Annotated in this window: 17 protein-coding genes; 9 read left to right on the top strand and 8 right to left on the bottom strand. The window is 43.8% G+C overall.

Annotated features, from left to right (window positions below; genetic code table 11):
* The first annotated feature begins 97 nt into the window (after positions 1–97).
* The 4 genes from A3739_RS04660 to A3739_RS04650 all read left to right on the top strand — a co-directional run bounded on the left by A3739_RS04660 (position 98) and on the right by A3739_RS04650 (position 2,006).
* A complete protein-coding gene (locus A3739_RS04660; protein WP_068473530.1) occupies positions 98–688 on the top strand; it encodes a PEP-CTERM sorting domain-containing protein in 591 nt (196 codons plus the stop codon).
* A gap of 448 nt (positions 689–1,136) precedes the next feature.
* Positions 1,137–1,406 (top strand): putative nucleotidyltransferase substrate binding domain-containing protein, encoded by a 270-nt coding sequence (locus A3739_RS04655; RefSeq protein ID WP_068473533.1) that lies wholly within the window; start codon positions 1,137–1,139, stop codon positions 1,404–1,406.
* Positions 1,407–1,535: 129 nt separating this feature from the next.
* Positions 1,536–1,691: a hypothetical protein gene (locus tag A3739_RS28620; RefSeq protein ID WP_156493466.1), complete on the top strand. Its 156-nt coding sequence runs from the start codon at positions 1,536–1,538 to the stop codon at positions 1,689–1,691.
* Positions 1,692–1,712: 21 nt separating this feature from the next.
* The gene (locus A3739_RS04650; protein ID WP_068473536.1) at positions 1,713–2,006 is read left to right on the top strand and encodes a hypothetical protein; all 294 of its coding nucleotides are present in this window, start codon (positions 1,713–1,715) and stop codon (positions 2,004–2,006) included.
* A 56-nt stretch (positions 2,007–2,062) separates the two neighbouring features.
* Here A3739_RS04650 and A3739_RS04645 read toward each other — a convergent pair whose 3' ends face one another.
* The 4 genes from A3739_RS04645 to A3739_RS04630 form a co-directional block, all read right to left on the bottom strand.
* Complete coding sequence (locus A3739_RS04645; protein WP_068473539.1) at positions 2,063–2,626, bottom strand: hypothetical protein; 564 nt, start codon at positions 2,624–2,626, stop codon at positions 2,063–2,065.
* A gap of 73 nt (positions 2,627–2,699) precedes the next feature.
* The gene (locus A3739_RS04640; protein ID WP_068473542.1) at positions 2,700–2,951 is read right to left on the bottom strand and encodes a YfhL family 4Fe-4S dicluster ferredoxin; all 252 of its coding nucleotides are present in this window, start codon (positions 2,949–2,951) and stop codon (positions 2,700–2,702) included.
* Positions 2,952–2,964: 13 nt separating this feature from the next.
* A complete protein-coding gene (coaD, locus tag A3739_RS04635; RefSeq protein WP_068473545.1) occupies positions 2,965–3,447 on the bottom strand; it encodes a pantetheine-phosphate adenylyltransferase in 483 nt (160 codons plus the stop codon).
* A gap of 158 nt (positions 3,448–3,605) precedes the next feature.
* Positions 3,606–5,051: a coniferyl aldehyde dehydrogenase gene (locus A3739_RS04630; protein WP_068473548.1), complete on the bottom strand. Its 1,446-nt coding sequence runs from the start codon at positions 5,049–5,051 to the stop codon at positions 3,606–3,608.
* Between the two features lie 181 nt (positions 5,052–5,232).
* Here A3739_RS04630 and A3739_RS04625 point away from each other — a divergent pair, with 181 nt between their 5' ends.
* The gene (locus A3739_RS04625; protein ID WP_068473550.1) at positions 5,233–5,898 is read left to right on the top strand and encodes a TetR/AcrR family transcriptional regulator; all 666 of its coding nucleotides are present in this window, start codon (positions 5,233–5,235) and stop codon (positions 5,896–5,898) included.
* Here A3739_RS04625 and yihA read toward each other — a convergent pair.
* On the bottom strand, positions 5,895–6,557 hold the full coding sequence (gene yihA / locus A3739_RS04620; RefSeq protein WP_068473553.1) for a ribosome biogenesis GTP-binding protein YihA/YsxC: 663 nt from the start codon (positions 6,555–6,557) through the stop codon (positions 5,895–5,897). The two genes, A3739_RS04625 and yihA, sit on opposite strands and share 4 nt — an antisense overlap.
* A gap of 195 nt (positions 6,558–6,752) precedes the next feature.
* Here yihA and A3739_RS04615 point away from each other — a divergent pair, with 195 nt between their 5' ends.
* The 3 genes from A3739_RS04615 (at position 6,753) to A3739_RS04605 (ending at position 9,149) form a co-directional block, all read left to right on the top strand.
* Positions 6,753–7,373 (top strand): cytochrome c, encoded by a 621-nt coding sequence (locus tag A3739_RS04615; protein ID WP_068473594.1) that lies wholly within the window; start codon positions 6,753–6,755, stop codon positions 7,371–7,373.
* Between the two features lie 206 nt (positions 7,374–7,579).
* On the top strand, positions 7,580–8,248 hold the full coding sequence (locus A3739_RS04610; protein WP_068473556.1) for a thiol:disulfide interchange protein DsbA/DsbL: 669 nt from the start codon (positions 7,580–7,582) through the stop codon (positions 8,246–8,248).
* A gap of 19 nt (positions 8,249–8,267) precedes the next feature.
* Positions 8,268–9,149: an endonuclease/exonuclease/phosphatase family protein gene (locus A3739_RS04605; RefSeq protein ID WP_068473559.1), complete on the top strand. Its 882-nt coding sequence runs from the start codon at positions 8,268–8,270 to the stop codon at positions 9,147–9,149.
* 75 nt (positions 9,150–9,224) lie between these two features.
* Here the strand turns inward: A3739_RS04605 and rpmG are convergent, their stop codons facing one another.
* The 3 genes from rpmG to A3739_RS04590 form a co-directional block, all read right to left on the bottom strand.
* Entirely contained in the window at positions 9,225–9,380 is a 156-nt protein-coding gene (gene rpmG, locus A3739_RS04600) for a 50S ribosomal protein L33 (RefSeq protein WP_068473563.1), read from the bottom strand.
* A gap of 12 nt (positions 9,381–9,392) precedes the next feature.
* On the bottom strand, positions 9,393–9,629 hold the full coding sequence (gene rpmB / locus A3739_RS04595; protein ID WP_068473566.1) for a 50S ribosomal protein L28: 237 nt from the start codon (positions 9,627–9,629) through the stop codon (positions 9,393–9,395).
* Between the two features lie 212 nt (positions 9,630–9,841).
* Positions 9,842–10,891, bottom strand: coding sequence for an AI-2E family transporter (locus A3739_RS04590; protein WP_068473569.1), 1,050 nt, complete (start codon positions 10,889–10,891; stop codon positions 9,842–9,844).
* A gap of 119 nt (positions 10,892–11,010) precedes the next feature.
* On the opposite strand from A3739_RS04590, the gene A3739_RS04585 reads away from it, so the two are divergent.
* Positions 11,011–11,277 (top strand): hypothetical protein (locus A3739_RS04585; protein ID WP_197472052.1); only part of this gene is annotated, 267 nt, incomplete at its 3' end.

The following is an 11,277-nucleotide window of genomic DNA, read 5'->3' as shown; positions in this document are numbered from 1 at the left end:
AATATCAATAAAAAGATTCTGGTTTATTTTTTGCTTTTTATGCTTTCAATGATATGAAAGACACTTAAGCAGTTACTACATAGGAAGGATAGTATAAATGAACTTTCAAAAACTAATTGCAGCCTTAATGTTAGGGTTAGCAAGTACCTCGGCTTTCGCTGCCACAATTACGTTTGTGTCTGCTATAGATGATAAGTGCCGATACATGACTGGTTGTTTGTTAAATGATCAGACGACAAATACCTATATTGATCCAATTGGTACTGAGCTTGAGGGTGCCAGTTGGGTTCAGCCTACTGGGGTATGGAAAGAGGCTGGCGTCGAATATCGGGTTTGGGAATTGGATTTAAATAGACCTAACCAAGATATGCGCATAGATTCTCTTTTCGTGTCTTTTGATGACGATCTCCAAATCCGATCCAAAGGTAAGATTCTTGCTGATATTAACCGCTATGATGTGGCTGGTGGAAATCCTTGGGCGCAGGTTATTAACGTTTATGATTACGTGAATTCATCCATGATTCTTGAAAAGGGTGGGCGTTTAAATTTTTGGGTCACAAACTCAGGCAATGGTCCAACTGGTATAATTTATAAAGGCACGGCATCTACAGTATCTGAGCCTGCAGCAGTAGCGATTCTTGGTCTTGGTCTATTTTGTTTGGGGGTCGCTCGTCGACGGGCTGTGTGACACCGAATAATCCGAGTATCTTCTCTGAAGGCCAGTACATGTACTGGCCTTTATTTTTATTCCAAAAGCTATAGGCTCCACTTTCATTTACATAATTAACACGTGCTTTAAGTCTGGGATCCGTATAAAAGGTATTGAACTTATTAATTCGATCCAAAATGAGATATATGAGTGAGTATTTTATGGTGCTTGCATCCCGTTTGATGGGGGCTCGCTAACCCAGTCTTTTCTTGATTGTGTCAGCCATGAAGCGAGTCAACCCCCACCCCATTTTTCAGGCATGTGTGTGTGGCGATGTTTTGGAGTATACCCCTCGTCTTGGTGTCTTTAAACGCTTCTTGTTGGAGAAAGATGGGGCTACCAATCATTCTTAGATTTAACATATTGAGGCACGGTAACTATTATCGCATTGATCCGTTTGTACGCGTAGGCTTAAGGAGTTTCCGAGGTGAGTACCGAAGCACGTCTCGAAGCTTTGGTGGATAAGAAGTTTATATTATCTGAATTGGCGGGCATCTTTCTTGATGCGCATGAGTTTATTGCGAGTTTACGTTCAAGCAATCAGAGTCAACAAATCCAATTAGGGGAAGAGGTGAATAACCATCTTGCGCCTGATTCCTTGGGGCCTTTAGTACGCAATCAATTAAAAGATGCTTTTGCCGTTGTTGCGGAAAGTCAGCGAGCCCTGAAAATGCGTTTTGGTCATGGTGTTCTCTAGGTTATATCGTCGTTTACGTTACGCTAAAAAAAGTGCAGCAATTGAGGCGCTTAATGGTTTGTATACGCAAAATCGATTGCTCGGAAATCCCCTGTTGGTGATACAAGGTTTGTAGTCATTGACTGCGAGATGACAACGCTTAACCCTGTAACGGATAAAATTTTGAGCAGCGCATGGGTGATTGTGCAGGAGGGTTTTATTGAATACCGAAGCGCACAGCATCACTTATGCTATGCAAGCGAGTCAGTGGGTGATAGCGTAGTAGTGCATGGTCTGAGTAATTAGTGTGTTGCTGGCGCAGGCAATGTGACGCAAGCTCTAGGTTTACTCATGAATGAGTTAGCTGGAGCAGTGGCGGTTTTTCACCATGCGCGTTTAGACCTAGCTTTTCTTCAGAAAGTCGCGCGGGAGAATTACGGTTGTCCTCTTATCTTCGACTACGTCGATACGATGGTCATTGAGCGGACGTTGATGGAAAAACAAGGCTCTGCGGGAGCTATCCAGCTAGAGGTATGTCGTGACCGTTACGGCTTGCCAAAAGCGTACGCGCACAATGCTTTAAGTGATGCGATCGCGACGGCAGAATTTCTTTGCGCATAAATTAACGCTTTGCATGGTATGAAGTCTTCTCTTGCGAGCTTGAAACCAAGGTTGGCCTAAAAATCATCCCCAAAAAATGAATCCGATTTGTCGATCGGTTTTGCTGTTTTGAGTTCTTTCAATTGCTTTTCACGCATGGCGCTTTTGGTCGTTGCGTCTTCTAATTGCTCGGTGTAGAGCTCCAACCAAGATCGCGAGCCAGGCACCATATGAGCTAGATCGTATACAGCCGAGCGCACTGTTTCCATGAAGCGTTGCTTCGCTTGCTCTTGCTCGATGAGTACTTGCTGAATGGTACTGTTCGCGTTGTTATCGATACGATTTTCAAAACTTTTGATATGCGCATTTAGTTCCGCCAAACGCAAATCATATTGCTCAAGCAGTTCTTTCTGGCCAGCAATAGTATTCGCAATATCGTCTGATGCGTCGGAGTTATTGGAGGAAACGCCGCCAAACGAATAAATCACAAATGCTGTGACGGTCGCAGAAATGGTGACAGTAAGAATGAGAGCAAAAAACAACAAGAAAACACGGTTTTTGTCAACCTTGCTTTCTAATAGCTCGATACGTTGTTCGGGGGTTAACGGTACTTCAGATTCGTTTGCTTTTTCTTCGCTCATGAACGACCTAACTACACTGAGTTCACTGTATTTGTTTGGCTAAGTGTAGTCAGAATCTAAGAAAGGGCTAATTTTAGGAGATGCCCGTTAGCTTTTCGTATTTTGCCATGAGCTGTTCTTGCGTCTCATTGTGAGCAGGATCAAGAGGGATGCAATCAACAGGGCACACTTGCTGACACTGTGGCTCGTCATAGTGACCAACACATTCTGTGCATTTAGATGGCTCGATCTCGTAGATCTCTTCCCCAGGGGAAATGGCTTCGTTGGGGCACTCCGGCTCACAAACGTCACAGTTGATGCAGTCGTCTGTAATGATTAATGCCATGATCCTGTTCCTGTTACTGCTGCTTAAAGTGTTCGTCTAGGGCTTTGCTGACCGTTGGATGAACGAATTCATCAATGTTTCCGCCCAGTACTGCAATCTCACGAATCAATGTCGAAGAAATGTACGACAAGTGATTGTCTGGTGTTAAGAAAATACTCTCTGCTTGAGGCACGAGCCGGCGATTCATATCAGCCAGTTGGAATTCATATTCGAAGTCAGATACGGCGCGTAATCCACGTAAGATCACGTTGCCCTGATGTTCTTTTACAAATTCAGCCAGCAAGTTTTCAAAACCAATGACCTTTACGCCATCGATATGACTTAGTACTTCCTGCGCCAGCTCGACACGCTGATCGAGTGGAAATAGCGGACGTTTTTTGGGGCTTGCTGCAACCGCAATAATAATGTCGTCGAATACGCGTGCCGCACGCTCAACCAAATTAGTATGGCCGTTTGTAATCGGGTCAAAGGTGCCTGGGTAAATAACCGTCGTCATATTAATGTCTCAATTAAATTCGAAGCAGGTTTGTATAAGTCTTTAACGCACAATGCAAAGAGCGAATATTAAACAAATCTTTTATTCGAAACAATGCAGAGATTATAGAAGGGGTATAAAACAAAGGCACCCGAGAGGTGCCTTTGTCAGTAGAGCGCTTAGCGCATAAATAGAGAGAAAATTGCCTTATGAATGGCTGTGCCATATGGCGGGTAGGCGAATTTCGTACTGTTCAAAATACCTTTCGTAAAAATAGGCTTTTTGTGGGAGAAGGTCGCAAAACCATCTTCGCCATGATAAGCACCCATTCCTGATTCACCAACGCCACCGAAGTGAAGATCTTCTTGCGCAAAGTGAGACAAAGTGTCGTTCAAGCACACGCCACCAGATCGAACATGATCTAAGACAAAACGTTGCTCATCTTTGTCATGGCCAAAGTAGTACAAGGCTAATGGTGATGGACGATCGTTGACAATATCAATCGCTTCTTCAATAGATTTTGTAGTAAGTACTGGCAATACAGGGCCAAAGATCTCGTCTTGCATGCAGAGCATGTCTGGCGTTGGATTTAGTACTAAGTAAATCGGCATTTTACGCGTACCACTAGCCATATCTTCGCCAGCATTATTACAAGCAATGACAGTCGCACCTTTTGCTTCAGCATCTTTGATGTAGTTTTGAAGGCGCTGATATTGGCGCTCATTGATCACTGCTGAGAAATCTTCGTTGTGCTTGAGCGTTGGGTACATGTCAGCGAATTCGCGCTGGAATGAATCAACAAAATGCTCAAGACGATTTTCAGGGCAAAGAATGTAGTCTGGCGCAATGCAAGTCTGGCCAGCATTGAAGGCTTTACCAAACACAATCGGCTTGATGGCTTCATCCATTTTTACTGAGTCAGAAATAATCGTTGGTGACTTGCCTCCAAGCTCAAGGGTGACAGGGGTAAGGTTGGCAGACGCAGCACGCATAACATGGCGACCAACGCTCGTAGAGCCAGTAAACAACAAGTGGTTCCAAGGAATGTCAGAGAATGAAACGGCTACATCCGCATCACCATTAATAACTGCGACTAGGTTTTGAGGAAAAATCTTCGATAGAAGTTCTTCAACAAATGCCGAGGTGACTGGGGTGAATTCAGACATCTTGATCATTGTACGGTTGCCCGCAGCAAGAGCTGAAACTAGTGGGCCAAGCGATAAGGATAAGGTGTAGTTCCATGGCGCGATGATTCCAACGACACCAAGTGGTTGGTATTCAACACGTGCGCTAGCAGGCATAAATAAAGTCGAAACCTTCTTCTTGTCGGATTGCATCCAACGCTTTAAGTTCTTAAGCGTGTAATCAATGCTATGCAGTACAGGCATGATCTCAGCGAGGCGTGTTTCGTTCTCTGAGCGGCTCGAAAAGTCTTGAGAGATCTTCTCAATGAACGTTGCTTCGTTGTCTAAAAGGGCTTGGCGCAGCTTCTTAAGATTCGCAACTCTTTCTTCATAGCTTGGCATCGGGTTACGACGGAAAGCTTGGGTTTGTTCTTTAAAAATGCCTTGCATTTTTTTGATCTGTGTCTGGCTTTCAGAAATTTGTACAACGTCAGCTACCATTGGGGCTTCCTCCGAGAGTATGCTTGCGCTTGATCACGCTTTTTATCATGTGTGGACTGCAAAATAAAAAATTAGAGTATATACTCTAATGAGTCAATGCGTTTGCCGAAATTATCATAAAATAATGATTCGAAGCGTAGGCGAACAAGAACTTAGAGATCGGAATTAGTAAGGCAGTTTTGTGGCATCTAAAACAAAAGAACGCATTATCTTAGAGAGCTTGGACTTGTTTAACGCGCAAGGCGAGCGAAACGTCTCAACGAACCATATCGCTGCGCATCTTAATATGTCGCCTGGTAATTTGTATTACCACTTCCGAAATAAGAGCGACATTATTTATCAGATCTTCAAAAACTATGAGTTGATGGTGGATACCTATCTCCGTGTTCCTGAAGGGCGAAAGATAAAAGTAGAAGATTTACTTTCATACTTAGATGCGGTGTTTAATGGGCTGTGGGCCTATCGTTTTTTACATCGTGACTTGGAGCATCTTCTCGATAATGACGACAAATTGCGTGAGGATTATCGGGCATTTACCTTGCGTTGTGTGCGAGGCGTGATGAGCATTATCGAGGCTTTAGAGTTGAGTGAGATTTTCTCAAGGCAGACGGAACAGCAGCGTCAGTCTAAAGCCTTGAACGTATGGCTGATTGTGACGAATTGGATGACCTTTCTTAAGACGATGCATGGTACGCAAGAAGATCGCGAAAGTAACCCTAAAGCTATTCAGCATGGTGTGTATCAAGTCTTAGACTTTATCGTTCCGCATTTAAGAGAGCCTGAGCAAGCTGAGCTTGCCAAGCTTCAAGAGGGTTATTGCTTCGATGAGGTTCTGCCAGGCGTTTAGCTTTCTGTACTTTCTTCTTCATCTTCCAAAAAGTGCGAGAAATTTCGGTTTAATGCGTTTCTCGCTTCTTTGACGCCTGTTCCTTTCAAACTCGAAAACAACAAAATATCATTGATAAAACCGTGATCTTCCAGTGCTTTGCGTACCTGTAAGAGAACAGTTTTAGCTGGCCCATATTTCAATTTGTCTGCTTTCGTCAAAAGAATGGTTGTACTGAGTTCGCTCTTTTTGCTCCAGTCGAGCAGCATCGTGTCGAACTCTGTAAGGGGCTTTCGGATATCCATAATCAGCACTAAGCCTACTAGGCTGTCTCTGTTTTGAAGGTAATCTTCAAGGTGGCGTCCCCATGCTTCCTTCATGTCTAGGGACACTTTTGCATAGCCGTAACCCGGTAAGTCGACCAAGCGCACGCCTTCTATATCTAGGGAGAAGAAATTGATCAGTTGCGTGCGACCAGGTGTTTTACTTGTGCGCGCCAGTTTCTTGTTTTGAGTGATGCTATTAATAGCAGAGGACTTTCCGGCATTTGACCTGCCAGCAAAGGCAATTTCGATTCCGTTATCACTCGGACAGTTTGAAAGTTTTGAGCCGCTTTGCATAAATGCGGCAGAATCATAGGCGAGTCGAAATAAGGTGGCAGGTTTTGCTTGGTCACTCATGCATTGATACTCATTGGTACTGACTTAAAGTCTTTTATCACTGGGGGCTTAGTGTATAATACCCCCACTTTTTTTGCCTGATCTTTCTTGTGAGATCTTAATCAGTCGATATAATTACTGAAGGTCAGGTTGGCGAAATAATAGAAGAATAAAGCCGCAGTGAATGGCGAATTTATTAGAGTGAGCGCGCAAATTATGAATAAGTTGTTTAAGGGGTTGGTAGTTGCATTAGGTCTAAGCAGCTCTGCATTTGTTTCTGCTGAAGTTGTAGGCGATGTGCAAGCTGGTAAAGACAAGTCTGCGGTATGTGCTGCATGTCATGGTGCAGATGGTAATAGTGCGGCGGGTAACTTCCCTAAGTTAGCAGGTCAAGGCGAGAGATACTTGCTAAAGCAAATGTATGATCAAAAAGAAGGTCGTCGTGTGATTGTTGAAATGACGGGTCTTTTAGATGGTTTTAGTGACCAAGACATGGCAGATGTTGCAGCGTACTTTGCGGCGCAAACAACAACAGTTGGTCAAGCGGATCCAGAATTAGTTGAAGAAGGTCGCGCTCTTTACCGTGCCGGTAACCCAGCTACTAAAATGGCAGCATGTATCGCTTGTCACGGTCCTTCAGGTAAAGGTGTTGAGGCGGCAGGTTTCCCAGCGCTTAGCGGTCAGCATGCTGATTACACGATTGCGCAAATGAAAAAATGGCGTAGCGGTGAGCGAGCTAACGACGGTGATGCGCGTGTGATGCGTTCAATTGCTGCACGTATGAACGATCGTGAAATTGAAGCGGTAGCGAGCTATATTTCAGGTCTTTCTGAGTAATCGCTTCTTCATAGATTTGAAAACCCGAGACATCTACATCTCGGGTTTTTTTATGTCCGCAATATCATTTGAAAGCTAGGGAACTGTGACCTTTGTTTTCTGTCTGACAAGTTTAATCTAATAGTCATCTAAGCTTGCTTGAGTACGTTCAAGGGCAGGCCTATTATCTTTCGGTTATTGCTAAACACTTGTTATGAGGACACTTCATGTTTCAATTTCGTATTCTAAGCGCGCTTATGCTTGCAGCTACCATGCTATTCAGCGTCGCGACTTCCGCTGCCAGCTTGTGGGAGAAAGGTACACACTACAAAGAATTGCCATTCCCAGTTAAGACTGGTGACGCTTCTAAAATAGAAGTTGTAGAGGTGTTTTGGTACGGCTGTCCTCATTGTTATGAATTCAACAACGATCATCTTCCGCAATGGGAAGAAAGCTTCCCAGATGATGTTGATTTCCGTTTGTTGCCAGCAACGTTCCCAGGTTGGGTAACGCACGCGGAAGTATTTTTTGCAGCAGAGGAGCTAGGTAAGATCGAAGAGATGCACCAAGCTTTATTTGATGCGATTCAAGGTGCTCCTAAGAAATATCAAGATCGTGATGATTTTGTAGAAATTTTTGAAAAGCACGGCGTATCAGAAGAGCAGTACATGGCAGTGTTTGAAGCGTCTGGTTTCCGCAAAATCTCTAAAATTGATGAGCAAGTGAAGAAAGCGGGTGATCGTATCAAGGCTTATCGTCTGACAGGCGTGCCAGCACTTATCGTAAATGGTAAATATAAAATTGGTGTTCGTGACGCGGGCGGTTTTGCAAATATGATTAAGGTTGCTAACTTTCTTATAGCGCAAGAACGAGCAGCGCTAACTGCAGCAAAATAAATTAGTTGAAGGAGGGGGTATGTATACACAGTTGCGTAGTCGCGTTAAGCGTCTACTCACCCCCTCTGATAAAGACTTTCGTTTAGGTGTATCGTCTAGTACTGCGCCTGAGTACTTATCTGATATTCCTAATGTTTCTCCTTCTCAATCTATTCGATTACTGACTTACAACATACAAGTCGGCATTTCCACTTCAGCGTATCGTCATTACCTTACGCGCAGTTGGCAGCACTTTTTGCCGCATGCTCAACGTCAAACCAACTTAGTTAAGATAGCCTCTCTTCTCGAGGCATATGATGTGGTTGCCTTGCAAGAGGTGGATGGAGGCAGTTTGCGTACTGGCTTCGTAAACCAAGTTGAGTTTTTAGCTAAAACGGCTGGCTTTCCATTTTGGTATCAGCAGCTGAATCGAAACTTCGGCCCTATTGCTCAGCATAGTAATGGTTTATTGAGCCGTTTTTGCCCTTTGTCGGTAGAAGAGTATCCTTTGCCATCTTTGATTCCTGGTAGAGGAGTGATTGTTGCGAAATATGGCGATGAGAAAGATCCTATAGTGCTTGTTATTCTGCATTTATCGTTATCGTCAGCCGCACAGAAGGCGCAGTTATCGTTTGTTAAAAAGCTGATCGATGGTTATCAGCATATTATTTTGATGGGTGATATGAATACGCACCTGCAAAGTTTGCTCGGGCATGGTTGCTTGAGTGAGCTTGATTTGGTGGCGTTACCCGGAGTGAGTCATACCTTCCCTAGTTGGCAGCCTAGAAAAGATTTAGATCATATATTGGTAAGTCGATCTTTAGAGGTGAGATACGCCGAAGTGTTGCCGTTCTCAGTTTCAGATCATTTGCCGATTGCCTTAGAGTTCGGGTTGCCCGAAACCTATATTGCCAGCAAATAGGCAATAAAAAACCCGACGCTGTTAATCGAATGAATCGATCTAGTGTCGGGCTTTTCAGGAAGCAAGTAGCGAGGCTTACTTGATTTTCGCTTCCTTGTAGATCACGTGCTTACGAACAACAGGATCGTACTTTTTGATTTCCATTTTTTCAGGCATGTTACGCTTGTTCTTGTCAGTCGTGTAGAAGTGACCAGTGCCAGCGCTTGATACTAAACGGATCTTATCTCTCATTGTCTACTCTCCTTAAACTTTTTCGCCACGAGCGCGAAGATCGCTAAGAACTGCATCAATGCCTTTCTTATCAATAATGCGCATACCTTTTGTAGAAACACGTAGTTTTACAAAACGGTTCTCGCTCTCAACCCAAAAACGGTGAGATTGTAGGTTTGGCAAAAAACGACGACGAGTAGTGTTTTTTGCGTGTGAAACGTTGTTACCTGTTACAGGACGCTTACCTGTAACCTGACATACTCTAGACATACTAAAACCTTGCCTCCAATTTCTATGCGCTTAGTGAGCGTATAGAATAAATTCATATCTTTTGGGCTGCGATTTGCAGAACTTCAAAGCAGTCTGCACGCGGTCAAATAGACGATTTTTCGCCCGTTTTGATGGAGCCCTAACCAAAGAGCCCGACTTTATACCAGAAAGATTTCTTAACCGCAAAGAAAAACTCTCTTAAAGCCAGTATTTTATATTTTTTTGATTTCGTGATCACTTTCTGGCTCGTCAGAGCCCATTAATATCGCAATCCATTGAGTTTCTTCACTCGACTCCAGTGCGATTTTTAATAGCATGGTGAGTGGCACTGATAAGAACATTCCTACAGGCCCAAACACCCAACCCCAAAACACTAATGACAAGAACACGACAAGCGTCGACAAGCCTAAGCCCCGGCCCAAAAACTTTGGCTCGACCATGTTCCCCATCACCATATTGGCAGCGATATATAAAGCTGCAGTAAAGGCAGCGCTTATTGGGCCAAGTTGGATTAACGCGAGCAAGACCGTAGGCACTGCCGCAATGATTGACCCAATGTTCGGTACAAAGTTGAGGAAGAAGGCGAGCACTGCCCATAGCAATGGGTAATCAACGCCAATAAGTAGCAAACCGACGTATATCAGAGCGCCTGTTGCGAGACTTACGAGCGCTTTAATTGTCATATAGGTTTTGACCGTAGCAAGAAAGCGATCGATATGTTCGATCTGGCTGTTATTTTCGCCGAAGGCTCGGTGTAGTTTATTCGGCAATGACAAGCTCTCAAAGAGCATAAATACAACGGTTAGAATAATGAGGAAGGAGTTTGATAATACGCCACCTAAGCTACCAAGTGCGCCCATGGCGGTTTGAAATATACTCGAGGGGTCAAAGGTTTCGAGTAGTCGCTGTCTTGGAATTTCAATGCCCCACTGGCCTAAGGCGTTAATACTATTTGCGGTGATGCTTTGAAGTTTCTCCTGATACACCGGAAGGTCATTCGAGAACTCCTTTGCTGAGCTGCCAATGATGCTGATGAGTAAGAGTTGAAATAGACTGATGAAAATAACAACGAGAATGAGTGACAGCCACGCAGGCGTACCTTTCTTTTGTAAATATAAGAAGGGCGGCGCGCAAATAATCGCAAAGAAACCGGATAATAAAAATGTCACCATGATGGATTCAGCGGCGCGCATTCCGGCTACCACAATGACGAAAGCGGCAAGAACAAATAAGGTTCGCGAAGAACTAGAAAATGTAGACATAATGTTTCTTTTGAATTGTGGTATGAATTAGTTGCATTGCACTCAATATTTCACTGCGAACCAGAATACTTAAATGGCGCGTATAAATAAAAATAACATTTGTTTAGAGGCTCGTATCAGTGTCTTTTTACCGAAAACTTACCGTGATTATCTTGTCTCTGAGTTTAGGCGCATGTTCCACCTTCGGCTTTTTGTTTGAACGTTTGCCTTGGCTAAGTTCATGGCAGCTATCTCGAATGTTTGATTTGAATGATCAACAAGAAGAGCAAGTTGAAGTTGTCGCCGAAGAAATGAAAGCATGGTTTTTAAAAGAAGGCTTTCCCGTGTTGGTTGCTGATTTAAATCGTTCCAGTGAGAAATGGCAAAGTGCGCCCTCGGCAGAAGAT

This window comes from Oleiphilus sp. HI0067 (assembly GCF_001635735.1).
The sequence above is the reverse complement of the archived record's forward strand: the minus strand, read 5'-3'. Positions and strand labels throughout refer to the sequence as shown.

Coding starts and splice junctions, on each gene's coding strand:
- A3739_RS28620 (WP_156493466.1), top strand. CDS start 1,536: ATGACAACGCTTAACCCTGTAACGGATAAAATTTTGAGCAGCGCATGG.
- rpmB (WP_068473566.1), bottom strand. CDS start 9,629: ATGTCTAGAGTATGTCAGGTTACAGGTAAGCGTCCTGTAACAGGTAAC.
- A3739_RS04605 (WP_068473559.1), top strand. CDS start 8,268: ATGTATACACAGTTGCGTAGTCGCGTTAAGCGTCTACTCACCCCCTCT.
- yihA (WP_068473553.1), bottom strand. CDS start 6,557: ATGAGTGACCAAGCAAAACCTGCCACCTTATTTCGACTCGCCTATGAT.
- A3739_RS04590 (WP_068473569.1), bottom strand. CDS start 10,891: ATGTCTACATTTTCTAGTTCTTCGCGAACCTTATTTGTTCTTGCCGCT.
- rpmG (WP_068473563.1), bottom strand. CDS start 9,380: ATGAGAGATAAGATCCGTTTAGTATCAAGCGCTGGCACTGGTCACTTC.
- A3739_RS04645 (WP_068473539.1), bottom strand. CDS start 2,626: ATGAGCGAAGAAAAAGCAAACGAATCTGAAGTACCGTTAACCCCCGAA.
- A3739_RS04660 (WP_068473530.1), top strand. CDS start 98: ATGAACTTTCAAAAACTAATTGCAGCCTTAATGTTAGGGTTAGCAAGT.
- A3739_RS04630 (WP_068473548.1), bottom strand. CDS start 5,051: ATGGTAGCTGACGTTGTACAAATTTCTGAAAGCCAGACACAGATCAAA.
- A3739_RS04610 (WP_068473556.1), top strand. CDS start 7,580: ATGTTTCAATTTCGTATTCTAAGCGCGCTTATGCTTGCAGCTACCATG.
- coaD (WP_068473545.1), bottom strand. CDS start 3,447: ATGACGACGGTTATTTACCCAGGCACCTTTGACCCGATTACAAACGGC.
- A3739_RS04640 (WP_068473542.1), bottom strand. CDS start 2,951: ATGGCATTAATCATTACAGACGACTGCATCAACTGTGACGTTTGTGAG.
- A3739_RS04615 (WP_068473594.1), top strand. CDS start 6,753: ATGAATAAGTTGTTTAAGGGGTTGGTAGTTGCATTAGGTCTAAGCAGC.